The sequence below is a fragment of the Candidatus Thiodiazotropha sp. CDECU1 genome (assembly GCF_963455295.1).
Classification (GTDB): domain Bacteria; phylum Pseudomonadota; class Gammaproteobacteria; order Chromatiales; family Chromatiaceae; genus Thiodiazotropha.
The window spans coordinates 3,042,182-3,064,375 of the sequence record NZ_OY734020.1 but is presented as its reverse complement, the minus strand read 5'-3'; the positions used below and the strand labels follow the sequence as shown (position 1 = coordinate 3,064,375).

At 55.2% G+C, this 22,194-nt stretch carries 20 protein-coding genes; 10 read left to right on the top strand and 10 right to left on the bottom strand.

Translation table 11 applies throughout. The annotated features are described in order from the left end of the window. The first annotated feature begins 1 nt into the window (after window position 1). Window positions 2-949, top strand: a complete 948-nt coding sequence (locus R2K28_RS13935; RefSeq protein ID WP_316365255.1) for an IS110 family transposase — start codon at window positions 2-4, stop codon at window positions 947-949. A gap of 5 nt (window positions 950-954) precedes the next feature. On the opposite strand, the gene R2K28_RS13930 is transcribed toward R2K28_RS13935, so the two are convergent. The 7 genes from R2K28_RS13930 to R2K28_RS13900 all read right to left on the bottom strand — a co-directional run bounded on the left by R2K28_RS13930 (window position 955) and on the right by R2K28_RS13900 (window position 10,128). Next, on the bottom strand, window positions 955-1,356 hold the full coding sequence (locus tag R2K28_RS13930; protein ID WP_316365253.1) for a hypothetical protein: 402 nt from the start codon (window positions 1,354-1,356) through the stop codon (window positions 955-957). A gap of 83 nt (window positions 1,357-1,439) precedes the next feature. Then, the gene (locus tag R2K28_RS13925; RefSeq protein ID WP_316365251.1) at window positions 1,440-2,075 is read right to left on the bottom strand and encodes a hypothetical protein; all 636 of its coding nucleotides are present in this window, start codon (window positions 2,073-2,075) and stop codon (window positions 1,440-1,442) included. A gap of 298 nt (window positions 2,076-2,373) precedes the next feature. Beyond that, window positions 2,374-3,372, bottom strand: coding sequence for an NAD(P)H-dependent flavin oxidoreductase (locus tag R2K28_RS13920; protein ID WP_316365249.1), 999 nt, complete (start codon window positions 3,370-3,372; stop codon window positions 2,374-2,376). Then, window positions 3,369-3,875, bottom strand: coding sequence for a hotdog fold domain-containing protein (locus R2K28_RS13915; protein WP_316365246.1), 507 nt, complete (start codon window positions 3,873-3,875; stop codon window positions 3,369-3,371). The genes R2K28_RS13920 and R2K28_RS13915 overlap by 4 nt, the downstream gene beginning before the upstream one ends. 125 nt (window positions 3,876-4,000) lie before the next feature. Continuing rightward, a complete protein-coding gene (locus R2K28_RS13910) occupies window positions 4,001-5,185 on the bottom strand; it encodes an acetyl-CoA C-acyltransferase (protein WP_316365244.1) in 1,185 nt (394 codons plus the stop codon). A 14-nt stretch (window positions 5,186-5,199) separates the two neighbouring features. Next, window positions 5,200-7,617 (bottom strand): 3-hydroxyacyl-CoA dehydrogenase/enoyl-CoA hydratase family protein, encoded by a 2,418-nt coding sequence (locus R2K28_RS13905; protein ID WP_316365242.1) that lies wholly within the window; start codon window positions 7,615-7,617, stop codon window positions 5,200-5,202. A 42-nt stretch (window positions 7,618-7,659) separates the two neighbouring features. After that, a complete protein-coding gene (locus R2K28_RS13900) occupies window positions 7,660-10,128 on the bottom strand; it encodes an acyl-CoA dehydrogenase (RefSeq protein WP_316365239.1) in 2,469 nt (822 codons plus the stop codon). A 152-nt stretch (window positions 10,129-10,280) separates the two neighbouring features. On the opposite strand from R2K28_RS13900, the gene R2K28_RS13895 reads away from it, so the two are divergent. The 7 genes from R2K28_RS13895 to R2K28_RS13865 all read left to right on the top strand — a co-directional run bounded on the left by R2K28_RS13895 (window position 10,281) and on the right by R2K28_RS13865 (window position 17,103). Then, window positions 10,281-10,979: a TetR/AcrR family transcriptional regulator gene (locus R2K28_RS13895; RefSeq protein WP_316365238.1), complete on the top strand. Its 699-nt coding sequence runs from the start codon at window positions 10,281-10,283 to the stop codon at window positions 10,977-10,979. 174 nt (window positions 10,980-11,153) lie between these two features. Next, complete coding sequence (locus tag R2K28_RS13890; protein ID WP_316365236.1) at window positions 11,154-11,951, top strand: DUF547 domain-containing protein; 798 nt, start codon at window positions 11,154-11,156, stop codon at window positions 11,949-11,951. A 58-nt stretch (window positions 11,952-12,009) separates the two neighbouring features. Next, window positions 12,010-12,534, top strand: coding sequence for a protein disulfide oxidoreductase (locus R2K28_RS13885; RefSeq protein WP_316365235.1), 525 nt, complete (start codon window positions 12,010-12,012; stop codon window positions 12,532-12,534). A 95-nt stretch (window positions 12,535-12,629) separates the two neighbouring features. Beyond that, entirely contained in the window at window positions 12,630-14,021 is a 1,392-nt protein-coding gene (locus R2K28_RS13880; RefSeq protein WP_316365234.1) for an OmpA family protein, read from the top strand. Continuing rightward, complete coding sequence (locus R2K28_RS13875; RefSeq protein ID WP_316365233.1) at window positions 14,014-15,732, top strand: 2-oxoacid:acceptor oxidoreductase subunit alpha; 1,719 nt, start codon at window positions 14,014-14,016, stop codon at window positions 15,730-15,732. Before R2K28_RS13880 ends, R2K28_RS13875 begins: the two co-directional genes overlap by 8 nt. Before the next feature lie 25 nt (window positions 15,733-15,757). Next, window positions 15,758-16,585 (top strand): 2-oxoacid:ferredoxin oxidoreductase subunit beta, encoded by an 828-nt coding sequence (locus R2K28_RS13870; RefSeq protein WP_316365231.1) that lies wholly within the window; start codon window positions 15,758-15,760, stop codon window positions 16,583-16,585. Beyond that, window positions 16,582-17,103, top strand: a complete 522-nt coding sequence (locus R2K28_RS13865; protein WP_316365229.1) for a ferritin-like domain-containing protein — start codon at window positions 16,582-16,584, stop codon at window positions 17,101-17,103. The genes R2K28_RS13870 and R2K28_RS13865 overlap by 4 nt, the downstream gene beginning before the upstream one ends. Window positions 17,104-17,143: 40 nt before the next feature. Here R2K28_RS13865 and R2K28_RS13860 read toward each other — a convergent pair whose 3' ends face one another. Next, entirely contained in the window at window positions 17,144-17,464 is a 321-nt protein-coding gene (locus R2K28_RS13860; protein ID WP_116445944.1) for a hypothetical protein, read from the bottom strand. Window positions 17,465-17,762: 298 nt separating this feature from the next. Between R2K28_RS13860 and R2K28_RS13855 the strand changes: the two genes are divergently transcribed. Next, on the top strand, window positions 17,763-18,233 hold the full coding sequence (locus R2K28_RS13855) for a hypothetical protein (protein ID WP_316365226.1): 471 nt from the start codon (window positions 17,763-17,765) through the stop codon (window positions 18,231-18,233). A 64-nt stretch (window positions 18,234-18,297) separates the two neighbouring features. On the opposite strand, the gene R2K28_RS13850 is transcribed toward R2K28_RS13855, so the two are convergent. Both R2K28_RS13850 and R2K28_RS13845 read right to left on the bottom strand, forming a co-directional pair. Further along, the gene (locus tag R2K28_RS13850; RefSeq protein WP_316365224.1) at window positions 18,298-20,787 is read right to left on the bottom strand and encodes an ABC transporter permease; all 2,490 of its coding nucleotides are present in this window, start codon (window positions 20,785-20,787) and stop codon (window positions 18,298-18,300) included. Continuing rightward, window positions 20,784-21,476, bottom strand: coding sequence for an ABC transporter ATP-binding protein (locus R2K28_RS13845; RefSeq protein ID WP_316365223.1), 693 nt, complete (start codon window positions 21,474-21,476; stop codon window positions 20,784-20,786). The genes R2K28_RS13850 and R2K28_RS13845 overlap by 4 nt, the downstream gene beginning before the upstream one ends. On the opposite strand from R2K28_RS13845, the gene R2K28_RS13840 reads away from it, so the two are divergent. Further along, window positions 21,475-22,140: an arylesterase gene (locus R2K28_RS13840; protein ID WP_316365222.1), complete on the top strand. Its 666-nt coding sequence runs from the start codon at window positions 21,475-21,477 to the stop codon at window positions 22,138-22,140. The two genes, R2K28_RS13845 and R2K28_RS13840, sit on opposite strands and share 2 nt — an antisense overlap. Window positions 22,141-22,194 lie beyond the last annotated feature (54 nt).

Sequence of the window (22,194 nt, the reverse complement as noted above, 5' to 3'; positions counted from 1 at the left end):
GATGACAAACCTTAAAAAGAGAAAATCCCGTGTAAATGTCGGTGTCGATGTGGGTAAATGGATGCTGGATATACACATCTATGAAAAAGACCTTCACTGGCAGGAGGAGAACAGTCCTGCAGGTATAAGCCGTATTCTCAAGCGCCTGGCGCACTATCGGGTAGAACGCCTGGTAATGGAGGCCACAGGCCGTTACCAGCTAGCCCTGGCAACAGCAGCCTACCAGAAGAGGCTACCTGTCTGTATCGTCAAACCCATGTCAGTACGTCGCTATGCCGGCGCCATTGATCAGTTAGCGAAAACCGACAAGATTGGTGCCCGTATTATTGCGGAGTATGCGGCAGTCATTCAGCCAGCAGCAACCCCAAAAGTCAGCCGTAACCTACTGATAATCAAAGACTTAATAGCTCGCCGTAGGCAGGTAATGGAGATGCGCACGCAGGAACTTAATCGGCTGCAGATCATGGGTAAGTCTTTTGAGGCATCCTGCCAGAGGATTCTACGGACACTGGATGCAGAGATTCAACGCATTGAAAAAATACTTAGCCAGGTCATCGAACAGCAGACGGAGTGGTCTGAGCGGAAGTCCATCTTAATGTCAGCTCCCGGCGCGGGTGAAACACTGGCCTACACGCTGCTGGCAGATCTACCGGAAATTGGCTCGATGAGTAACAAGCAGGTCGCTGCCCTTGTCGGTGTGGCACCAATCAATCGTGATAGTGGAAAATCACGGGGCAAACGTCGGATCAAAGGGGGTAGAGCCGGTGTGCGTACAACACTCTACATGGCGACCCTGAGTGCTACGCAATGTAACCCGATCATTCGTGCCTTTTATCGACAGCTTGTTGCCCAAGGCAAGCACAAGAAAGTTGCATTAACCGCCTGTATGCGAAAGTTTATTACCATGTTGAATGCCATGGTGAGAGATCAAGTTACTTGGGCTTATTGATCTCTTTATTGGTAGGGTTGACGCCACAGTCGCTTGTTAGAGCCTTTTGACACTATTAACCAGAGCAGAAACGTCCAGGCAAATACAACAAAAAATGCTTGGACCCAACCAATAAAGGATTGAGGCAATGCATCTCGATAGAGATAGCCCCAAAAATAATCGCATATACGGTAAACGCAATAGATACCGAAAGTAATCATTGCCCATTTATGTCCAGATTGGGCAAACCACGCCAGTATGCCACCCAGAATAAGAAATGCTGCCGTCACAACGGCGAAGATACTATAAAAGGATTGCATTTCTGGTGACACAAATAAAATAGAAATGGCGAAATTTATAATGCCTATTACAGCAAACAGCATATAAATTCTAAAAATACTTAGAGATTTGATTGTCTCCATATTCATTTGTGTGGCTCTAACGCCACGCATAACCGGGCGCAAAAAGCGAAGCGCAGCGTAGTTTTTTGCGATCCGTGTTTATGCGATTGTTATGTTCTTTCGATTGAAATGAATTCACTGCAATCCCCTAGCGATAGATCAACATATTCCTCTTTTCGCCCCACCAGCGAGATTTCTGTGAAGGCTAACCGATACTCTCGCTGATGAGCAAATTGTGAGCTTTTCTGAAACACATTGGATTGCCAAGGCAAAGCCTGCAATTGTTCTTTCGTAACTTCACGACCTCGATCGTACCTAACTTGCCCAATATGGGGGGCTAATTGCCACCCAGCATCTCGCGCAGTTTGAGCTATGCGCTTTGTGAAAAGCGAAACATCGGAAATATGACCGACAGTATCGTATTTGCCATCTAGCCCAAGCAAAGTTTTCCTGTCGGTATCAGATAAGGCTCCACACCAGACGTAAACTTCATTGACTGATCCAATCTCCATTGGATTTCCTTCCATGTGCCATTGACCATTTCCTTCGTTCACATCACCGATCTCTGGTAATTCGATTGCGCGATAGTAGCTGAGTGGGCGCAGCCGGATATTTCCTTCTTCAACCAGCTTTGTAGCCCATCCATTTTCCATAGCTTTCACTATAGAGCTTGGCGGTGGATATTCGAAATATTCGATGCCATCAACCACTACGGTGTTCATTTCAGTTCGAAAGATGTTGTTCACGTCTCTTTGAAAACATAACAGTCGAATTAAAAGGACAATGCCCTTTTAATACATATTAGCGGGATGTCCTTATTAATTTAATGAGTCATTCTCTCCAGTCCCTAAGTATAAGATATCCCTAACAATATTAATATATCAATAACAACACTGTTGATTAAAAAGGACATTGTCCTTTTTAATTTTCTTAAAAGGGGAGGGCGTACTGGCGAAGAGTGGGCGCAAACGGTGAACTGGCTGTGCTTATCTTATCGGCAAAATAGTCAACTGCGTTTATTAATTATCCATAGCTCGTTATTACTTATCTATTTAATCCTTTCAAGGCAGTTTCATACCTATTGATAATAGCGTCCACAGGTTCGATCTGATGGATCCCCGCAACACTCTTGCCTGCCTGCCAGAACTCCGTTTCACCCTTTTCATCAAGAGAGGATTTACGCAGTTGAAAGGCGGAACGCAGGGTGTAGAACATACGCATCCAGTGTTTGGTTTTACTTCCCTTTAACATCCAGCGGGCGAATGCACCCGCCTTGGTGCCGATTTTTTCGATGTAGGGGGTTTTGATGATGGAGACAGGTACCCCGGTTATTTTGTTACTGAGTACGACATCGCTCTCCATGGCATTCACCACCGCCTGTTTATAGGGCATGGCTGCGCTGCACTCCTCGGTGGCAATGAAACGGGTGCCTAGCTGGCAGCCTGCGTAGCCTTGTTTGATCGCTTCAGCGAATTGCTGCTCGGCGCCGATGCCTCCCGCGCAGATGAGGGGAACATTGAGGTCGCCAAGTTCATCCAGCAGTTGCAGCTGGGTCAGGGCGCCGGCGTGTCCGCCGGCCCGGTTGTTGACGGCTATCAGGCCGTCCACTCCACCATCGAGTCCCTTCAAGGCCCATTTGCGTTCGGTGACATCGTGATAGACGATGCCGTCATAGGCCTTGACCCGATCCACCACCCAGCGGGGATTGCCCAGGGATGTGATAAAGAACCGTACTCCCTCGTCCAATGCGATGGTGACCCACTCCTCCATCCGCTCATGATACTTTTTGGAGGATTTCTCGATCAGGGCATTCATGCCGATGGGTTTGTCGGTGAGGCTTTTTATTAACCTGATCCCTTCGCGAAAGTCGTGGCCATGGACAAAGGTCATGGAGACCGGCTGGACAATGCCGATGCCACCGGCTTCGGAAGCGGCGGCTACCAGTTCGGGATTGGAGCAGGGGTACATGGGTCCGCAGATGATGGGCACCCGAATCCCGGTATGTTGGGTGAATGGGGTCTCCAGGGGTGTGTCACCGCTCACGACATCTCCCTTGGACTCAACAGCCAATGGGCGGTAACAGTTGCGACGCTGTCACCCTCATAGTCCCAGATAGTGGCCTGGGCTTGCAGGGTTGTGGCTTCGCTGATCACATCCGGCACCTGGGCCTCACCCACCGCGGTCAGGTTGCCACGCGCCTTCTTGATATAGTCGATTTCGAGACGGGTCACGATACCTTTGGTGGATGTGGGCAGGGCGGCAATCACGGCCAGGCCACTTGCCAGCTCACCCACATTTGCCAGTGCAATGGCGTGGATGGAATTGAGATGGTTGCGCAATCCCCGTCTGTCTTGCAGGGTAACGGTAGCCCGGCCGGGAGAGATCTCTTCGATCAGGGGGTGGATGGAGCCGGTATAGGGCACCATGCGGCCGAACAGTATGCTGTAGATGCGTCGGCCTAGGGCGCTATTGCCGAAGCGTCGCCAAAGAGAGACGACGCGCTCTTCGGGGGTTGTGCCTGGACTGTTCATTGTCTCGCTGTTCATGCCGCTCACTCCTCTGACGAACCTGTTCAACATCCATTGATCGGAGAGGGTGTTGAACGCTACAAACACTGTCTTCGTTAGGTTGGTCTTGGTTGTTTATTCAGCGCTGTGGCAACTTATTATTTTCAACATCTTTCGAACAGGCCGGCGGCTCCCATCCCGGTGCCGATACACATGGTCACCATGCCGTAGCGCTGATGGGTGCGTTGAAGACCATGCAGCAGGGTTGCGGTACGAATGGCTCCTGTGGCACCCAGGGGATGCCCCAGGGCAATGGCGCCGCCGAGGGGATTGACCTTCTCCTGATCCATATTCAACTCCCGTATCACCGCAAGGGCCTGGGCTGCGAAGGCCTCGTTGAGCTCGATCCAGTCCACCTCATCGAGTTTGACGCCAGTCTGTCTCTCCAGTCTGGGTATGGCCTCCTTGGGGCCTATGCCCATGATCTCTGCCGGCACCCCGGCGACGCTGTAGCCCACAAAGCGTGCCAGGGGTTCGAGATTCAGGGCGCGCATTTTAGTTTCGCTCATCACCACCACGGCCCCGGCGCCGTCACTCATCTGGGAACTGTTACCGGCGGTGACACTGCCCTTGGCGGCGAATACCGGGCGTAACCTGGCCAGACCTTCGGGGCTCGAGTCGGGACGGGGACCCTCATCTGTTTCCACCAGGCGCTCAACGATCCTGATCGTGTTGCCTTGGTCCGGTAGATGGTGTTGCACCTGATAGGGAAGTATCTCTTGCTCGAAGTGGCCGGCGCCGATGGCCGCCAGTGCCCGCTGGTGACTGCGCAGGGCGAAGGCATCCTGATCTTCACGGCTGACCTTCCAACGCTCCGCCACGTTCTCCGCGGTGACGCCCATGCCGTAGGCGATGGCCACATTCTCATCCTCGAACACCGCCGGATTCATGGACACCTTATTCCCCATCATGGGTACCATGCTCATACTCTCCACACCGCCGGCGACGATGATGTCGGCCTCACCAAGGCGTATCCTGTCCGCCGCCATGGCGATACTCTGCAGACCGGAGGAGCAGAAACGGTTGATGGTGACACCCGGTACGCTGTCCGGTAACCCGGCTAGCAGGCTGGCGATACGCGCCACGTTCAGACCCTGCTCGGCCTCCGGCATGGCGCAGCCGATGATCACGTCATCGATCTGCTCTCCCTTGAGGCCGCCGCAATCACTGACCACACCCTGGATGACGTGGGTAAGCAGATCGTCGGGACGGGTCTGGCGGAATACCCCGCGAGGGGCCTTGCCCACGGGGGTTCGGCTGGCTGCCACAATATATGCCTGTTCACTCATCGCTATCTCCTCACTCAGTTGCGCAGGGGCTTGCCGGTGTCCAGCATATGTTTCACCCGGGCATGTGTCTTAGTGCTTTTCAATAGTGAACGGAATCCATCACGCTCATATTGCAGATACCAGCTTTCCGGGAGTTCCGTGCCGGCGTCCACCGGGCCGCCGCAGAGGGCGTTGGCGACGAAGTTACCAATCTTCATGTCGTAGTCCGAGATAAAGCCGCCGGCATGCATGTTTGTCATGGCGGCCTTAAAGTTGGCGATGGCGGCCCGGCCGCCAGCCCGTATCGGTTCCTCGATGGGTGGGCGATAGTTGGCGGCACTCAGCGCGCGCACCTGGGCGATGGCGGCATGCAATACTTCATGGCGATTCATGACCACGATATCGCTGTCCCGCAGAAAGCCATGGCGCTTGGCCTGCTCGGCACTGGTGGCCACCTTGCCCATGGCGACGGTTTCGAAGATATCCTTCAGGGCATCGAATGTGTCACCACCCGCTGCCTTGATACTGGCGCGCCTGGCCAGTTCCATGCAGCCGCTGCCGGCGGGTATGAGTCCCACTCCCACCTCCACCAGGCCGATGTAGCTCTCCATTGCAGCCACCACCCGGTCACACTGCATCATCAACTCACAACCGCCACCCAAGGCCAGCCCCTGAACGGCGGCAACCACCGGGATGTTGGATTTCCGCATGCGGATGCAACTGAGTTGAAACTTCTTTAACAGGTCGTCCAAGGCAGTGTTGCCTGGGAGTATGCTCTTCATGGCGACCGGCATGAACGACTTCAGATCGGCACCGACGCTGAAGGGCTCGTCCGGGTGCCAGATCACCATCCCGGTGAGTTGCTGCTCCGCCAGTTCTGCGGCCTGATTCAGGCTGTCCAGAACGTTATTGTCGATGGCGTGCATCTTGGTCTTGAAACTCAGCACACCGACATCCCCATCGGTCAGCCAGAAGCGTGCGGCGTCGTTTTCGAACAGCACCTCCTCTTGCATGGCCTGCTCGCCAACCAGCAGTTCAGGTCGGCGCTGACGTTGGTAGACCGGGAGTGTGGAGCGGGGATGGTAGCCACTGTCGGTGGGTGACCAGGAGCCCTGGGGTGTGTGGACCGCATCGATGTTCTTGACCCATGCAGGCAGGGGTTCGCTGGTTATGCTCTTGCCCGCATCGATGTCCTGTTGAATCAGATCCGCTATCGTCTGCCACCCGGCGTGCTGCCAGATCTCGAACGGACCCTGTTTCCAGCCGAATCCCCAACGGATCGCCATGTCCACATCCCGGGCATTATCGGCAATGGTATCCAGCAGGTAGGCGGCATAGTGAAAGGCATCCCGCTGAATGGACCAGAGGAACTCGGCATGGGGATCGTTGATGGCACGCAGTTTTGCCAGGCGGTCGGGGTTCTTGTAGTCCTTCAGGACCTTTTCCACCTTGCCGGGTATCTTCACCTTACGTTTTCTGTAGCTGTTGTCTTTGGGTTCATAGACCAGGATGTCACCATCCTGTTTTTTATATACACCCGCCTTGGTCTTGGCACCGAGGGCGCCGTTTTCGACCAGTGCGTCGAGCCAGGCCGGTATCTGGTAGATCGATACCCAGGGATCGTCACCGAGATTGTCCGCTGCATTGTTTAACACATGCCGCATGGTATCGAGCCCCACCAGATCGGCGGTACGCAGGGTGGCGCTCTTTGGCCGGCCAATCGACTTTCCGGTCAGGGCATCCACGGTCTCAAAGTTCAATGACAGCCGCTCTGCATGATGAAAGGTGGACATCATGGAGAAGAGTCCAAGCCGGTTGGCGATGAAGTTCACGGTATCCCTTGCCCTGACCACCCCTTTACCGAGGGTGGTTACGCAAAAGCTCTCAACCCTGTCGATGACCTCGGCCGCAGTCTGGGGTTGGGGGATCAACTCGATCAGCGGCATATAGCGGGGTGGATTGAAGAAGTGGATACCGAGAAAGCGGTGACGCAGGTTATCCGGCAGGCCTTTTGCCAGTTCGGTAATGGAGAGGCCGGAGGTATTACTGGCGAGGACCGCTTCGTCACTGAGATGAGGTGCGATCTTTTGATAAAGATCGGTCTTCCATTCGATCCTTTCCGCTATCGCCTCGATCACCAGGTCGCAACCGGTGAGTTTTTCCAGGTCCTCGTCGTAGTTGCACGGGGTGATCCGTGAGGCATTTCCAGCCACTGCCAGGGGCTCCGGTTTCTGTTTTGCAAGCGCCTTGATCGCCTGTCTTGCGATCGCACTCTTATCCTTTCCCTCCTTGGGCAGGTCGAACAACAGTGCCCGAATACCGGCGTTGGTAAAATGAGCCGCTATCTGGGCTCCCATAACACCGGCACCCAGCACCGCAACCTGTTTGTAGGTTGGTATGCGGATGGCTGCCTTAGTCACTTCAGCAGTCGTTAACTGAACGGTTGAATTCATCGGCCTCTCTCCTCCAGCGCTTCTCCTCTCTCAAGAGGATGGTCATCCAGTGATCTGGTGCAGATCATCTTGCTCGTGGTACGGCGTGCGGACCAGTTCTGATTCGTCAAAATCATCCACATGGATGATCGCCATCAAATGACGCTCAAAACGCCGCAGCTGTTCGGCTTCATGCTCGGTGATCATCGCTGCCTCGAGGGCGGCATCGGCCAGCTCTGTATCATCGGCTATTACCAGGTCCCCCGACTTCTGTGCCTGGTGCAGCTTTTTGATAATCGGCTGCAGGGTAAGACTCTCGAGAAATACCTGGTTGACCTCACCCAGGGGGTTGTTTGCAGCAACCTCCATGAACAGGCCGCTGGTCATCTTTTGTCGTGTTTCACTGTCAACGGTAACCAGTTTGACAATCGACTTTTCCAAGCTGTCTTTCGGGGCTGCGTAGCGACGGCCGATGGGGAAGGCGAGTCGTTTCAGCGCCAGGGGCACCAATCGATTCGGCCAGTTATCCATCAGCTGATCGAAGGCAACCTGATACTGGTAGAGAAGATGATCGAGGGCCCACTGCACCACCGGCCACTCCTCATCGGGATTTTGACTCTCTTCATGCTGCTTTATCACCATGCTGCCCAGGAACAGCATACTCAACAGGTCACCCAGTCTGGCCGAGAGCATCTCCTTGAATTTCAGCTTAGCATTCAGGTTGAGCAAAGCTACATCGGTGATCACGGCAAACAGACTGCTGAGCCGGTTGAAATGGCGATAATAGGGCAGCAGATGCTGAATATCGGTTACGGCTGCCTCTCTTGACAGGCCCAGCCCCATGATCAGCATACGTGCGAAGTTGCTGATCGAGTGGCCCATGTGGGCGGCCAGGGTGGTATCGAACTTGTCAGTGACATCCTGGCTATCCTCGGCATGGGCCAGGGTCATCTCCTGCATCACATAGGGGTGCGATCTGATCGCGCCCTGGCCGAAGATCATCAGGTTACGGGTGAGGATATTGGCACCCTCCACGGTGATTGCCACGGGTATCGACTCATACATGTCGGCGATATAGTTCTTCGGGCCTTTGACAACTGCCTTGCCGGCATGGATATCCATGGCATCGATGACACACTGTCTGGCCATTTCCGTGGTGTGGTATTTCAATATCGCGGATGCCACACTCGGTTTATTACCCTCCACGATGGATTGAATGGTCTGCAGACGCGAAGCATTGATGATGTAACTCAGACCGGCGATTCGCGCCAGTGGTTTCTGTATACCCTCGAACTGCGCAATGGGGATGCCGAACTGTCGGCGCAGGCTGGCGTATGCGCTGGTGCCGAGCAGGGAGCGCTTGCTGACTGCCACGGCGGTGGTGGGCAGGGTGACTGCGCGACCCACGGATAGGCAGTTGACCAGCATCCGCCATCCCTTGCCGGCCATTTCAGGACCACCGATGATAAAACTCAGCGGCACGAATACGTCATCACCTTGCATTGGACCATTCAGGAACACATCACCGATGGGCAGGTGGCGTCGGCCAATCTGCAATCCCGGTGTGTCATGGGGGATCAGCGCACAGGTAATCCCATAGTCTTTAACCTCGCCGATCAGGCCGTCCGGGTCCTTGAGTCTGAAGGCGAGCCCGATCAGGGTTGCGATCGACGTAAGGGTGATATAGCGCTTGGAGAAGTTGAGGCGCATGCCGATCACTTCCTCTCCCTGCCACTCACCCATGCAAACCGTACCGGTATCGGGTATCGATGTGGCATCAGAACCGGCGGTGGGGCCGGTCAGGGCAAAACAGGGAATCTCCTGGCCACTGGCAAGCCGGGGCAGGTAGTACTCCTTTTGTGCATCGGTACCGTATTTGATCAACAACTCACCCGGACCGAGGGAGTTGGGCACGCCCACCAGATAGCTGACACCGCTTCCGGTATTGCTCAGGCGTAACAGGATTTCGGATTGGGCAACCGGAGAAAATTCCAGCCCACCATAGCGTTTCGGGATGATCATGCCGAGAAAGCCATTCTCGCAGACATACTTGACGATCGATTCCGGCAGCCGGTTCAGTTGATGATTGATCTGCCACTTGTCGACCATGCGGCAAAGCTCGGTCACAGGGCCATCGATGAAGGCCTGTTCTTCCTCATTCACGCTGGGCTTGGAACCGGACAGCAGTTGCTGCCAATCGGGTCTACCGCTGAAGAGCTCCCCGTCCCACCAGACATTACCCGCATCGATCGCCTCCTTTTCCGTCTCTGAGAGCGGGGGCATCAAGCGCCTCACGACAGTCAGAATAGGGGTGGAGAAAATACGTTGCCGCAGGGAAGGGATAGTGAAAAGCAGACAGAGTAAGAATATGCCGGCAAACAACCAGGTCAGCAGGCCGAGACCGGTCGACATTGCGGATATCACTGTGATGGCACCCAATGAGGAGGTCGCCGTAGCGATATTGCTGCCGCGATAGGCCAGGAACAACAGCGTGCCTATTGCGATTGCGGCTAAAACAAGGTGAGTGATCATTGTTACATCTCCCGCCGGATACTGAGGAAAAACTGTAGGGTCATACCTAGAGTATGACTCAAAAAAAGAGCGAGCGTTCGTTTTTTATTAAATTAGTTGTGCTACAATTTCCTGTCAAGAACTATTTTCAATAAATGACCATTTAGTTTTTTATGACAATCGAGTTCGTACCTGAAAAGGTGTTGATATTTGCTGATTTCAAAAGGCGCTTCGACTATGACGAAGATAGGCTCTATGCTTTGCTATTCAAGCGAAATCAAGAGCTTATTGGCATAAGAAGAGAGAAGTTCGCGGTCAGGAATCTAAAAAAGATTTTTCGTGCCACCTTCAAACTGGTGCCAAAGATCGGGTTTCAGGCGATGTCCCTCAGAGACCTCCTGGCGGAGACCGGTCTGAGTATGGGGGGGGTCTATCTGACCATCACCAACAAGGACAATATCGCCATCATCGTCAAGGATGCGGTGACCCTGGTGTGTGAGGATATCGTGGAGCGGGCGCGTTCCGAATCGGATCCGGCCCTGGCATTGGAGATATTGGTCAAGGGTTATCTCTACTCATCACTGCTGCTGCAACCCTGGTTCCACTTCCTCTATTTTGAAACCCGCAGCCTGCCCCTGAAACACCAGGACGATTCCAAGAACCTGGAACGCTCCCAGGCAGCGGAACTTGAGCGACTGATCTCCCAGTTACAGGGTGAAATCGATCAGGACTACCCGGCCGATTTTCTCGCAACCATGGTGTTGACCATGGTCCAGGAGCGTTACTTGAAACCGTGGAAGTATAAACAGCCGGCATCGACTATTGATGAATACGCAGACAACTGTCTGCGACTGGTACACTGTTCTGTGTAGAATCGTTACTGCTCACAGCGAGTCATTCTCAGACTTGGCTGTGGATAGACTCCATATTCAATCGACATTCAATCGATTGAATTGCTACAAGCTGTCGTTCCTGATAATTCTCGGGTGATAAATAGTCTCGATGGGTGTCTATTTTAACTGCTGGAGTCAATAGTGGGTGTTTGAATGGGTAAGCTTACGCAACTCATGTTAGCCGCGTGGCTGGTTGTTGGTGCTGATAATGTCATTGGCTTTGATCATGGCGCCTGGGATGAGCTGCTGCGCCAACATGTGATCACAGAGAGAGGGGGAGTGGCAACCTCGGTGGACTACAGCGGTCTGATCGGGAAGCGAAGCCGCTTAAAGGAGTATTTGAATTCCCTGGCGGAAGTCGATCAGGCAGCATTCGAGGCTTGGTCCAAGCCAGACCAACTGGCATTTTTAATCAATGCCTACAATGCCTGGACCGTTGAATTGATATTGACCCGCTATCCTGATCTTGATTCGATCAAGGATTTGGGAGGGTTTTTCAGCTCGCCATGGAAAAAGGCCTTCATACCCTTGTTCGGTGAGAAACGCTCCCTGGATGATATCGAGCATGGCATGATACGCAAGCGCGGCAGTTACAATGATCCTCGCATACACTTCGCGGTTAACTGCGCCAGTATAGGCTGCCCGGCACTGCGCTCAGAGGCCTATAGCGGAGAGCGGCTCGATGAGCAATTGCAGCAACAGACGGAGTTGTTTCTTGCGGACAGAATGCGTAACCGTTATACAGGCGACCGTTTTGAGGTTTCATCTATCTTCAAATGGTATCGAGAAGACTTCGAACAAGGCTGGCTGGACATACACTCTGTAGCGGATTTCTTGTTGCGCTACAAAGCGTCCTTAGGTTTGACTGAAGCAGAGGCAGATCGACTTCGAAACAGTAACGCCAGCATCCATTTTCTTGATTATGACTGGCGCTTGAATGCCGCGCCTTGATCCTATCATCGGGATTGGCTGGCTTGGCCCTGAGCAGGCATAGGTTTGAGTCAATAACATGTCCACCGACGAACAGAGAGGCAGTAGGTTCAAGAGGAGATTGCTATCCTGGCTCATGCACATCGGCACGATCGTCATGGCCGTATATCTGATCCATCTCTGGCAGACCCGTGACCTGGTGGAGGGGGTTGCGCCAGCACTCTCCGGTGAAACCCTGCATGGTGAGCGGTTTGACCTGGGTAGACAGACGCAAGGGCCGTTGTTGGTCCATTTCTGGGCAACCTGGTGCCCGGTTTGTAAACTCGAATCGGGGGGGATTGCCTCCCTGTCCCGGGACTACCCGGTCGTTACTGTCGCCATGCAGTCTGGGAGCCAGAGGGATGTGAGAGAATTCCTCGATCAGCAAAAGTTACAACTCCCTGTGATTAACGATTCGGATGGCTCCCTTGCAGCTGCCTGGGGCGTCACTGGTGTGCCTACGAGTTACATTGTGGACGGTGAGGGCAGGATCAGGTTCACAAGTGTCGGATTTACCTTGCCTTTAACCCTGCGGATGCGTCTGTGGTTGACGGAAATCTGGTAGACTATAGATGTTTGTTGGCAGGCCCGAATGGCATGCCAGGCAGTCGCTGCCGTCGACTGAGTACAAGAAGCGCCTATTCTGAGGAGAAGTGAGCTATGGCGATAAGGCTGAGGTTGTTGTCTCTCATATTGGTGAGTTTGATCTATGCGGGTTGTGCATCGACACCGACACTCTCCACATCCCAGGTCTTCGAGGAATATGAACAGATTTCACTGCTCCAGTCCCGCCTGAATGAAGATAAGATGAATGACCTGTTTGATCTCGCGCCGGTGGGGTTCGCCGCTGCTCAATCCAAACTGGCGGAAGCAGTCGTACTCGGCCAGACCAGGAATGATACCGGGGTGGTGGAGAAGGTGGCCGAGGTGGTCCTGATCCTGGATAAGGCGGAGTCTGACGCAACCCTTTCCAAACGCCTCATGCGCGAGGTACTCGAGGCGCGCCAGTTGGCGGTGGCCGCAGGCGCCGACACCATGTTGCAGGAGCGTTTCGACCAACTGGATAAAAAACTACGCAAGGCCACCAGGCTGGTTGAGCAGGGTGAGATCGAGGATGCAAAGAAGTGGCGGCCGGAGATGTTACAGGGTTATTCGGATGTGGAGCTGGAGGCCCTGAAACAGGATGCCACTGAAAATGCCCGCCAGGATATTGCCCAGGCCACCGAGGGTGGGGCGGATGAATATGCACCAAAGACCCTGAAGCGCGCCCTCGAGGAGCTGGCCCTCTCGGTTGCGGTGCTGGAGACCAACAGAACGCAGCGGGAAAAGGCAAAAAATCATGCCTTGCAGGCGAGTAGACTGGCGAGCCGCAGTGTGGAAATCACGGAAATGATCAGGGACTTCAAACGCCGTGAATACACCATGGAGGATATCTTAATCTGGTATCAGAAACAGATCAGCCTGGTCAATGAACCAACGGGTGAGGAGCTGCCCTTTCACCAACCCAACCATGAGGTGATCTCTGCGTTGCGAAACAAACTGCTCAATTATGCCGAGATACAGCAGGCTGACCTGGCCACCCGAATGGATCTACAGAGCCGGCTCGAGGCAGTGGAGCGGGAGAATCGCGAGGCACAGGCACGCTTCGATAAAATACAGGATCTGTTTTCATCCGCTGAGGCCAATGTCTACCGGCAGGGACACAATGTACTGCTTGAATTGCGGGCGTTTAATTTTCCCAGCGGCGGGACGGATATCCAGTCGGAAAACTTCGCCCTGCTCGACAAGATAGTGACCGCTATCAAATCCTTTCCGAACCCGGATGTGGTTGTTTCCGGGCATACCGATTCGGTGGGAGGCGCAGAGATCAATCTACAACTCTCCCAGCAACGGGCAGAGACAGTGGCATCATTCCTGGAGAAAGTGGGCGGTGTTGATAGGAATCACCTGACCGCCATCGGCTATGGCGAATCCCGCCCGGTGGCCAACAACGAAAGTGAACGAGGACGCAAGAGCAACAGGCGAATCGAAGTGCTGATTATTAATGAATAACAACAACCAGGTTTCTCAGTCGAACAGCAGTTTTTCAGTTGCGATTACAGGTTCTGGAGGCAGTGGGGCGGTTACCGCGGGGCGAATTGTCTTAGAGGCTGCCGCGCGCTGTGGATATCAAGGCTTGATGACGCGATCGGCGGGGCCGCAGATTCGTGGCGGTGAGTCGGCGGCAATGATCCGTTTCGCCCCAGGTCCGGTGGAGTGCATGGGCGATCACTATGATCTGCTGGTCGCCCTCGATTGGCTGAATATCGAACGTTTTGCCGACGAAATACCGCTTACAGAGAAGAGCCTGATACTTTGTGATCCCGCCGCCGGGGATGTGCCTTCACAACTACGCAGCAATCGCGCGGAAATCCGTGAGGTCCCGTTCAAGGTGTTTGCCTCCGGATTGCCCGAGGGGCGGATAAACATGGTTGCATTGGGGGCCATGGCTATGCTCTGCGGTTTACAGCTCGAAGCCCTGGAAGCGAGTGTCAAGCAGGTATTGGAGAGAAAGGGTGAGCAGGTTGTCGAGTCCGCATTACGCGCCTTGAGTCTTGGTTACAATCACGACCGGCGTCCTATCCAGGCGCCGTTGTCACCCGGTGAGCAACGTGATATCTGGAGTATTACCGGCAACCATGCCTGTGGAGCCGGTGCCCTGCGTGGCGGGGTGAGGTTTGTTGCGGCCTATCCGATTACACCGGCCAGCGAGATGCTCGAGTGGCTGGCGCCGCGACTGGAAAAACTGGGTGGCTCCCTGTTGCAGGCGGAGGATGAATTGGCATCCATCAATATGATTATCGGCTCTTCCTTTGGCGGTGTACCTTCGCTCACTGCAACCTCGGGGCCTGGTTTGAGCCTGATGGTTGAGGGTTTGGGATTGGCCCTGGTCAGTGAAACCCCGGTCACGGTTGTGAACGTGATGAGGGGTGGACCTTCAACCGGTATACCTACCAAGTCGGAACAGGCCGATCTGGATATCGCCCTGTATGGTCTGCATGGTGATGCGCCGCATCTGGTGTTTGCACCCCTCTCGATACGCGATTGTGTCTTTACCACCCAATGGGCCGTCCAGTTGGCGGAGCATCTGCAGACAGTCGCCCTGGTGCTCACGGACCAATCCCTGGGTCAGTCCCAGGCAATCATCGAGGCACCGCCGATGGTGGAAATGCCCTGGCGGCGCGCACTTGAGGAGTCGCCCGCCAGCGACTACAAGCGCTATCAAATCACCGCGGACGCCATCTCCCCCATGACACTACCCGGTACGCCAGGTGGCATGTATACCGCCGACGGTCTGGAACACAATGAGCAAGGCACACCCTCGAGCATGGCCGCTGACCATCGTGAGCAGCTCAACAAGCGTTTGAAAAAGCTTGAGGGATTCGACTATGGGGATGACTGGGCAGAGATCGAGGGGGATGGGGATGAGTGCATCATCACCTGGGGATCGAGCGCTGGGGTCGTCAGGGAGAGCGCGCATAAACTAAAACAGCAGGGCAGGGAGATCCGGGTCATTGCCATCCGCCTGCTGGCCCCGTTGCAGCGACAGAAACTGAGCCAGGCCATACAGGGTGCAAACAGGATTCTTGTGGTGGAACAGAATCATGGTGGCCAGCTGTTTCACTATCTGCACGCTCAAGGTGTGTTACCCAAATATGCGGAGTCCCTGGCCCAACCGGGCCCGTTGCCGCTCAGGTCGGGACGCATCATCAGAGTCCTTTAATCCATTCCTATGAGGAGTGCGTGAAATGTCGGTACCAGCGTTAAAAGCGAAGGACTATAAATCGGGAATCAAACCGGTATGGTGTCCTGGTTGCGGTCATTTTGCGGTGTTGGCCGCATTGACAAGGGCCATGGCCCACCTCGGGCTCGAAAAAGAGAGTGTGGCGGTGGTATCGGGTATTGGCTGTTCCTCCCGCCTGCCCGCCTATATCGACAGTTATGGTTTTCATGGCATACATGGCCGCGCACTTGCGGCAGCCTCCGGACTCAAGGCGGCACGGCCCGATTTGACCGTGGTGGTTGCCGGGGGCGACGGTGATGGCTTCTCCATTGGAGGCAATCACTTTCTGCACGCCTGCCGACGGAATATGGATATGACCTACATCGTCATGGATAACGAGGTCTATGGGATGACCAAGGGCCAGGCCTCTCCAACCACCAGACCTACCTGGACCAACAGTAAAATGACTCCCCATGGCACCGGCATACCCCGTTTCAACCCGGCTGCCATCGCCCTGGCGGCAGGGGCCGGGTTCATTGCCCGGGGTTATTCGGGGGAACCGAAGGAGATGACCCGGCTACTGGTAGAGGCCATGCAGTATCCGGGGTTCGCATTCGTCCAGGTGTTGAGCGGTTGTGTCACATTCAGGCCTGACCAAAGGGGCTGGAAAGAGGTCGTTCATCCCTTTATCAACGATGTGCCGACCCAGGACAGGATTAAAGCGGCACAGATCATACAGGCGGATGAAGGCAAGGCGACAGGGGTTATCTACGCTTCGCCTTTCCCTGTCTGGCAACCTGAAAATGAGCAGGTTACAGAACTGAGTCTCCTGGAAGAGGAGTTTTGCATATGAGTGATGATCCAGATGTCGTGATCGATACGGTGGGTGAGTTCCTGGTGCATGCCCTTGAACTGGAGGAGGCCTCCAGCGACCATTACGATGAGTTGGCGGATAGTATGGAGATCCACAACAATCTGAAGGTTGCGGAACTGTTCAGGAAGCTGGGTGGCTATAGCCGGCAGCATGCGAAGGAGGTGTATGCGCGTACCGAGGGAATCGACCTGCCTACAATAACCCCATGGGATTTCAAGTGGAAATGCCCCTCATCGCCGGAGTCGTTCTGCATGGAAGAAGCGAGCTATATGATGACTATCGCCCAGGCCATGGAGATTGCCCTGTTCAACGAGATCCGCGGTAGGGATTTCTATCAGCAGGTAGCCGACAATACCGCAAATGATGAGGTGAAAAAGATTGCGTTGGAGATGGTCGAGGAGGAGGGGTGGCATGTTGAGATGCTGCGGGAGTGGCAAACCAGTTTGAAGGAGGAGCCGCCGCTGGATGATCTTGATCCGCCGAATATGCCTGAATAGGGGATTGGGCCGGTCACTCCGTTCACCGGCCCAACGATGACTAGCTGACTTCTATATGGGTGGAGCTGACAGCTTTACTCTCTCTCTCTTGCTGTTGTTTCTCTTCTTGCTCCAGGGTCTTCAACAACTGGCCGAAATAGTGGCTGAGATAAGTGGATGCGTTCAATGTAAACCATATGAAGACGAAGACCGAGGCATAGACCTGGACCTCGAACAGGGCGCTATCACTCTCCAATCTCAACAGTGTGGCCACACTCATGGGATCGACGAAGGTGAAGAAGATGATGGAGAGCAGACCGGCGGTGATGGCGCTGGTCCAAAGGTATCCTAACAAACACTTACATTTCAACAGACTGAGCATTCACTTTCCTCCAAGTGGTCATTGTGTTTCCCCGGCTTGGCCAGGTTTTTTAGTTATATTGTCTGTGCATAGAATAACAGCCAGACAGGACGATGATACCATTACATCTTTCATGGAATCGAACCCAGGTTTTTTTTACCGACCCTTAAGCCTGACTTAAGTATTTTTCGCTAGGATTTTAGCTATTATTCCCGGGTTGGTTGGATCCCCATTGTTAACTGGCGATGATTAAAACCTGAATGGAATAACAGAATACCGGTTATTACAGACTGGGAGAACGGCAGGGAGGGAGTTGGAGATGTTCAGTTTTCTTGAGAAAAATCTGCAGAAGAGGGTGCTTTTCAACTACCTGCTTGCTGTCGGTCTGGACCTGGATGAATTAAAACCTGGGGTAGTCAAACAGCTGCTGCGGGTAGTCCATCAACAGGTGCTGTCGGTATCGAGAAGATATAAAGAGCCACCACATATCGTTTCCGAGAATATCGTCTGCTCCGCCTCCTGGGGCATCGCCTACTGCCTGTTGGGTCCCAGTAAACTTTTAGACGTCTATCCCGAGTTCAAGGACAGAACGGAAGAGGCCGAAATGGAACTGCTGCTAATGAGGAATGGGGAAATGATGGATAGCAATATCTATCAACAGATATTCGCTGTTCTGCTGGAGACACCCCATTGCCATCCCGAGGTGAGGTCAATCTATGATCATACCTACCTGACGCTGGTAAAACCGATACAGACAATGCCTGAGAATAGTTGCATATTGGCCCATTGAGCAGTAGTCGGTGCCGCGAAGCATTGCATCACTTCCGATCAGGCTGTCATTGATCAGTACCGGATTATATCTTCCTCATAGTCACCAGTGGTGGGGTATTAAGCAGCGGCCGGCTGGCCAGGGTACCGGCGATTCCGACGCATAGGGCACCTCCCAGCAGGGCGGTGATCCACATGGATAAATTGAACTCCCAGGGTAGATTGAACACCGTATGGGCCAGGGAGTAGCTGATGCCGCTTGCCAATGCAGCCGAGATCAGGCCCGCCAATCCCCCAAGCAGGGCAAATTCCAGCAGGGTGGAGAGATAGAGCACACTGCGTTTGACCCCGAGTGTGCGCAATACGGCGGTCTCCTGCACCTTCAGCTCATGGCTTGCCTGAATGCCTGCATAGAGCACGATCAATCCAGCGGCAAGGGTGAACAGGAAGACCGCCTCCACCGCCAGGGCGCCGCGGTCCATGATGGCGCGAACCTGGGCCATGATGGCGGTGACATCCAGCGCCGTGATGCTGGGGAATTGCTGGATCAGGCGGTGTAACATCGGCCTCTTTTCGGCGGGCATATAGAAGCTTGTGATGTAGGTGGCCGGTCCCCGGGCAAGCAATCCCGGTGTGCCGATAACGAAGAAGTTGACATTGAACGAGTCCCACTCCACAGATCTAAGGCTTTCGACACGGCCCTTGACCCGGCTGCCGGCGATCTCGAACTCCAACTCAGCCTCGAGGGGTATCCCCAGGGTCTCCGCCAATCCCTGCTCCACCGAGAACCAGGCCTCGTTCAACTGGGCTTGCGACCACCAACGACCGGCGATGATCTTGTTGTCGGCCTGTGGCTGTAGCGCATGGCTGATGTTGAAATCCCGGGTTGCGAGGCGCTGGGCCCTGGGATTGTCATAATCATCGCGGCTGACCGGATGCCCATCAATGGAGACCAGACGGCCGCGGATCATGGGAAACAGTCCTTTGGTATCTATCTCGCCCAGGGCCAGCAGATCACGCACCCCTTCCACCTCGTCGGGTTGGATATTGATCAGAAACTGGTTGGGACTGTCGGCGGGAAGCGCCCCCTGCCAACTGGATAACAGATCGACCCTCACGATCGCCAGCAGCAGCAACACCGTAAAGCCCAATCCGAAACCGGTCAACTGAATGCTGGTTGTGGCGGGATTGCGGGAAAGGCTGGCCAACCCATAGCGCCAGGAACCCGCGGTGAGATGGCGCAAGGGTGCCAGCACATAGACCAGGAGGCGTGACAACAACAGCAGGATCGCCAGTCCGGCCAGAAGCCCGCCTATCAGGCGCAGGGCCATCCTGTCATCGCCGATCTGCCACACCAGCAGGACGCTCAGGGAGACCAGGGATACCAGGAGAAACAGCCGGTAGCTGATGGGGGGTGCCGCCAAGTGACGCCGGAAAACCCGCAGCGGGGGTACCTCGCCGAGGCGAATGACGGAGGGCAGGGAGAAACCGATCAGGACCAGAATGCCGGTGACCAGGCCCGATACCACCGGCCATGCCGTGGGCGCCGGGACCTGGCTGGTGAACCAGTGGCCGATCAGCTGAATAAGCAGGGTCTGTACACCCAATCCGATCAATACGCCCAGCAGGCTGGCGACCAGCCCCAGGCTCAACAGTCGCAGGATAAATATCCGGGTGACTTGCCGACGGCTGGCGCCAAGGCATCTCAGCAGCGCACTGCTATCCGATTGGCGTTCCACAAAACGGCGGCTGGACAGTGCCACGGCCACCATGCAGAGCAGGATGGCGGTGGCGGCGGCAAGCCGCAGGAAGCGTCCCCCCTGGTCCAGGGCGCTGCGCAGTTCCGGCCGGGCGGAGCGGATATCCTCAACCTGCAGACCTCTGATATTTTGCCCTTCCACCCATTCCCGATAGTCGCTCATCTGCGAGGGGGAGCCGGCCAGCAGCAGATAGTGTCTGACCCGGCTTGCGGGACCCAGCAAGCCGGTCTCCGGGATGTCGCCAATGGGGATCAGCAGCCTGGGGGCCAGGCGAAACAGATTTGCCGAACGATCCGGTTCATAGACAATGATGCGACTCACCCGGAAACTGCTCTTACCCACCTTGATCCGGTCACCGACATCTATCCCCAGCAGGGGTAGCAGGCGCTCCTCCAGCCAGGCCTCTCCGGACGCCGGGACAGCTTCCGCGACATGGTCGTCTCCAGTCACCCTGTCACGTACCCGCATCTGACCGCGCAGGGGGTAGGTATCGGAGACCGCTTTGACCTGGACCAGCTGGGTCGCCTCAGCATGCAGGATGACACTGGGGAAGCTTAGGGTCGAAGCTTGGGCGAGCTGCCGTCTCTCGGCTTCCTGGGTAAATGATTCGGGCAGTGGCTGATTGCTCTCGACCCTGATATCCGCCGCCAATACCTCACTGGCCTGGCGTGCCATGGCGCGCTCGATGCGGTCGGTAAAGAAACCCACCGAAGTCACCGAGGCCACCGCGATCACCAGTGCGGTGGCGAGCAGCCTGAGCTCCCCTGCACGCCAATCCCGGCGCAGCAAGCGCAGTGCAAACTGGAGTGAATTCAAGCCTCGCTCTCCAACATACCGTCACGCAGGTAGAGGCGGCGATCGCAGCGATCGGCCAGCATTTCATCATGGGTGACCAGAATCAGTACGGTCTGGCTCTGCTCCTGTAGCTTGAACAGCAGATCCGCCACCCGCTCTCCGGTGTGGGCATCCAGGTTGGCGGTGGGTTCGTCCGCAAACAGGACCTGGGGATCAGGGGCGAAGGCCCGGGCCAGGGCCACACGCTGCTGTTCACCCCCGGAGAGTTGGGAGGGGTAGTGGTGCAGGCGTTGTGCCAGCCCGGCCTCTGAGAGGGCGGCCTTGGCCGCTTGTTCCGGTTTCCCGTGTCCTGCCAGTTCCAGGGGCAACATGACATTCTCCAGGGCTGTCATGCCCGAGAGGAGTTGAAAGGACTGAAACACAAACCCCACCTTGCCGGCCCGCAGGGCAGCGCGACCATCCTCATCCAGACCGCTGAGCTGGGTACCGAACAGCCGGACTTCGCCGGACGAGGCCTGGTCCAGACCGGCCAGCAATCCCAGCAGTGTGGATTTGCCAGAGCCCGATGCACCCAGGATCGCCACAGCCTCACCGGGGGATACCCTCAGGTCGATCCGCTGCAGGATATCTATCCTGCCTGCGGCCGTGTCGACGAACTTCACCAGGCCGCTTGCGGTCACAGGGTGTTGATTGGATGATGGTTGCAACATGAAAAAGATCCTACTGCTGTTATTACTCTTATCTCTGGAATGGCCCATAGGGTCGAGTGCGGCCACGCCCAACCTGCTGGTTGTGGGTGACAGCCTGAGTGCCGGCTACGGCGTCGCCGCCGAGCAGCGCTGGGTGACACTCCTGGGACAGCGCCTGGCGCAGCATTGTGGCCCCTTCAGCGTCGTCAATGCCAGTATCAGTGGTGATACCAGCAAGGGTGGACTAAGCCGACTTCCAGCCCTGTTGGCCAATCACGGGCCCGACCTCGTGGTCATCGAACTCGGCGGCAATGACGGCCTGCGTGGTATCCCCATCAAAACCATGCGCCATAATCTGCAACAGATGGTAAGCCTGGCAAAACGGGCCAAGGCAGCGGTACTGCTGCTGGGTGTGCGTCTGCCGGCGAACTATGGCGAGGCGTTCGTGAATGCCTTCCATCAAGTCTATTATGATGTCGCGGAGGCGGAATCGGTTCCCCTGGTGCCTTTCTTTTTGCAGGACGTTGCCTTGGAAAAAGAGCTTATGCAGGCCGATGGCATCCACCCCAATGACAAGGCCCAGCCTATACTCCTGGACAATGTCTGGTCAAAACTGAGTTCCCTGATTCGCGATAGGGGCTTGGCGGCCGGCTGTAATGATTTAACACCAATCATTGCTAATTAGTGTCAGACCAGAAACAACGGGATTATTTTATTTCCTCCGGCGCCCCAATACGAC

Bases quoted from the DNA above. Each gene is read 5' to 3' on its own strand.
- R2K28_RS13860 (WP_116445944.1), bottom strand. From the start codon at position 17,464: ATGCTCAGTCTGTTGAAATGTAAGTGTTTGTTAGGATACCTTTGGACC.
- R2K28_RS13865 (WP_316365229.1), top strand. From the start codon at position 16,582: ATGAGTGATGATCCAGATGTCGTGATCGATACGGTGGGTGAGTTCCTG.
- R2K28_RS13890 (WP_316365236.1), top strand. From the start codon at position 11,154: ATGGGTAAGCTTACGCAACTCATGTTAGCCGCGTGGCTGGTTGTTGGT.
- R2K28_RS13855 (WP_316365226.1), top strand. From the start codon at position 17,763: ATGTTCAGTTTTCTTGAGAAAAATCTGCAGAAGAGGGTGCTTTTCAAC.
- R2K28_RS13845 (WP_316365223.1), bottom strand. From the start codon at position 21,476: ATGTTGCAACCATCATCCAATCAACACCCTGTGACCGCAAGCGGCCTG.
- R2K28_RS13840 (WP_316365222.1), top strand. From the start codon at position 21,475: ATGAAAAAGATCCTACTGCTGTTATTACTCTTATCTCTGGAATGGCCC.
- R2K28_RS13895 (WP_316365238.1), top strand. From the start codon at position 10,281: ATGACAATCGAGTTCGTACCTGAAAAGGTGTTGATATTTGCTGATTTC.
- R2K28_RS13910 (WP_316365244.1), bottom strand. From the start codon at position 5,185: ATGAGTGAACAGGCATATATTGTGGCAGCCAGCCGAACCCCCGTGGGC.
- R2K28_RS13930 (WP_316365253.1), bottom strand. From the start codon at position 1,356: ATGAATATGGAGACAATCAAATCTCTAAGTATTTTTAGAATTTATATG.
- R2K28_RS13870 (WP_316365231.1), top strand. From the start codon at position 15,758: ATGTCGGTACCAGCGTTAAAAGCGAAGGACTATAAATCGGGAATCAAA.
- R2K28_RS13885 (WP_316365235.1), top strand. From the start codon at position 12,010: ATGTCCACCGACGAACAGAGAGGCAGTAGGTTCAAGAGGAGATTGCTA.
- R2K28_RS13915 (WP_316365246.1), bottom strand. From the start codon at position 3,875: ATGAACAGCGAGACAATGAACAGTCCAGGCACAACCCCCGAAGAGCGC.
- R2K28_RS13900 (WP_316365239.1), bottom strand. From the start codon at position 10,128: ATGATCACTCACCTTGTTTTAGCCGCAATCGCAATAGGCACGCTGTTG.
- R2K28_RS13875 (WP_316365233.1), top strand. From the start codon at position 14,014: ATGAATAACAACAACCAGGTTTCTCAGTCGAACAGCAGTTTTTCAGTT.
- R2K28_RS13880 (WP_316365234.1), top strand. From the start codon at position 12,630: ATGGCGATAAGGCTGAGGTTGTTGTCTCTCATATTGGTGAGTTTGATC.
- R2K28_RS13905 (WP_316365242.1), bottom strand. From the start codon at position 7,617: ATGAATTCAACCGTTCAGTTAACGACTGCTGAAGTGACTAAGGCAGCC.
- R2K28_RS13935 (WP_316365255.1), top strand. From the start codon at position 2: ATGACAAACCTTAAAAAGAGAAAATCCCGTGTAAATGTCGGTGTCGAT.